Annotated in this window: 2 protein-coding genes; both read right to left on the minus strand. The window is 67.7% G+C overall.

Features of this window, described 5'->3' with window-relative positions; genetic code table 11:
- Nucleotides 1-617 (minus strand): aminotransferase class III-fold pyridoxal phosphate-dependent enzyme (locus A9X05_RS06445; protein ID WP_156736508.1); only part of this gene is annotated, 617 nt, incomplete at its 3' end.
- Nucleotides 614-1,286, minus strand: a 673-nt coding sequence (gene ddaH / locus A9X05_RS06450) for a dimethylargininase (RefSeq protein WP_067780051.1), incomplete at its 5' end; no start/stop codon positions are given. The genes ddaH and A9X05_RS06445, both read right to left, overlap by 4 nt.

A 1,286-nucleotide genomic window follows, 5' to 3' on the forward strand; every position in this document is an offset into this window, starting at 1 on the left:
GCCTCGCCCTGAATCGGTTCCAGCAGCACGGCGACCGTGTCGTCGTCGATCGCACACGCCAGCGCGTCTGCGTCGCCGAAGGGCACCGAGCGGAACCCCGGCGTGAACGGCCCGAAACCGTCCCGCGCCGTGGGATCCGAGGAGAAGCTGACGATGCTGATCGTGCGACCGTGAAAGTTGTTGTCGGCCACGATGATGTTTGCGCGACCGTCGGGGACGCCCTTGACGTCGGCGCCCCACTTGCGGGCGATCTTGAGACCGCTCTCCACGGCTTCGGCGCCCGAGTTCATCGGCAGCACCAGGTCCTTGCCGCACAGCCGGGCCAAAGCGGCGCAGAACGGGCCAAGGGTGTCGGAATGGAAAGCGCGGCTCACCAGCGTGACGGTGTCGAGCTGGGCGTGGGCCGCTGCCGTGATCTCCGGGTTGCGATGGCCGAAGTTCACCGCCGAGTAGGCGGCCAGACAGTCCAGGTAACGCCGACCCTCCACGTCGGTGATCCATGCGCCCTCCGCGCTGGCGGCCACCACCGGCAGCGGCGAATAGTTGTGCGCCGCATGGCGTTCGACCAGCTCGATGGCGGCATCGGTTTCGGTCGGAGTCGGGGCGAGGATCGTCATGGAAAGACCTCCAATGTGCAGCACTTGACCGAACCGCCTCCCTTGAGGAGCTCAGAGAGGTCGACGCCGACGGGCTCGAAGCCCGCGGCACGTAGTTGCGCGGCGAATCCGGTTGCCGCCGCGGGCAAGACGACGCGCCGTCCGTCAGACACGACGTTGAGGCCGAGGACGAACGCGTCGGCGCTTCCCACCACGATCGCGTCGGGGAACAACGCCTGCAGTTGATCCTGGGCGGCGGCGCTGAACGCCGGCGGGTAGAACGCGATCGTGTGGTCGTCGAGCACGGCCAGCGCGGTGTCGAGATGGTAGAAACGCGGATCCACCAATTCGAGTGAAACGACGGGCAGGCGAAGCGCCGCGGAGATTTCCGGGTGCGCGCGCCGGTCGGTGCGAAAGCCGTAGCCCGCCAATACCGTTTGCCCGACCATCAGCAGGTCGCCCTGTCCCTCGTTGACATGACGGGTGGACACCGGCCGGTACCCGATGGATGACATCCAGTCGGCATAGGCGCGCGATTCACCGGCGCGCTCCGCGAATCGAAACTTCGCGACGATCGCGACGTCGCCGGCGATGAATCCGCCGTTGGCGGCGTACACCATGTCCGGCAGTCCGGCCGCGGGCTCGATCACGTCCACCCGGTGGCCCAGCCGGCGGTAGGTCGCGCGCAAC

Origin of the sequence: Mycobacterium sp. E3298 (assembly GCF_001666895.1) — a bacterium.
Lineage (GTDB): Bacteria > Actinomycetota > Actinomycetes > Mycobacteriales > Mycobacteriaceae > Mycobacterium.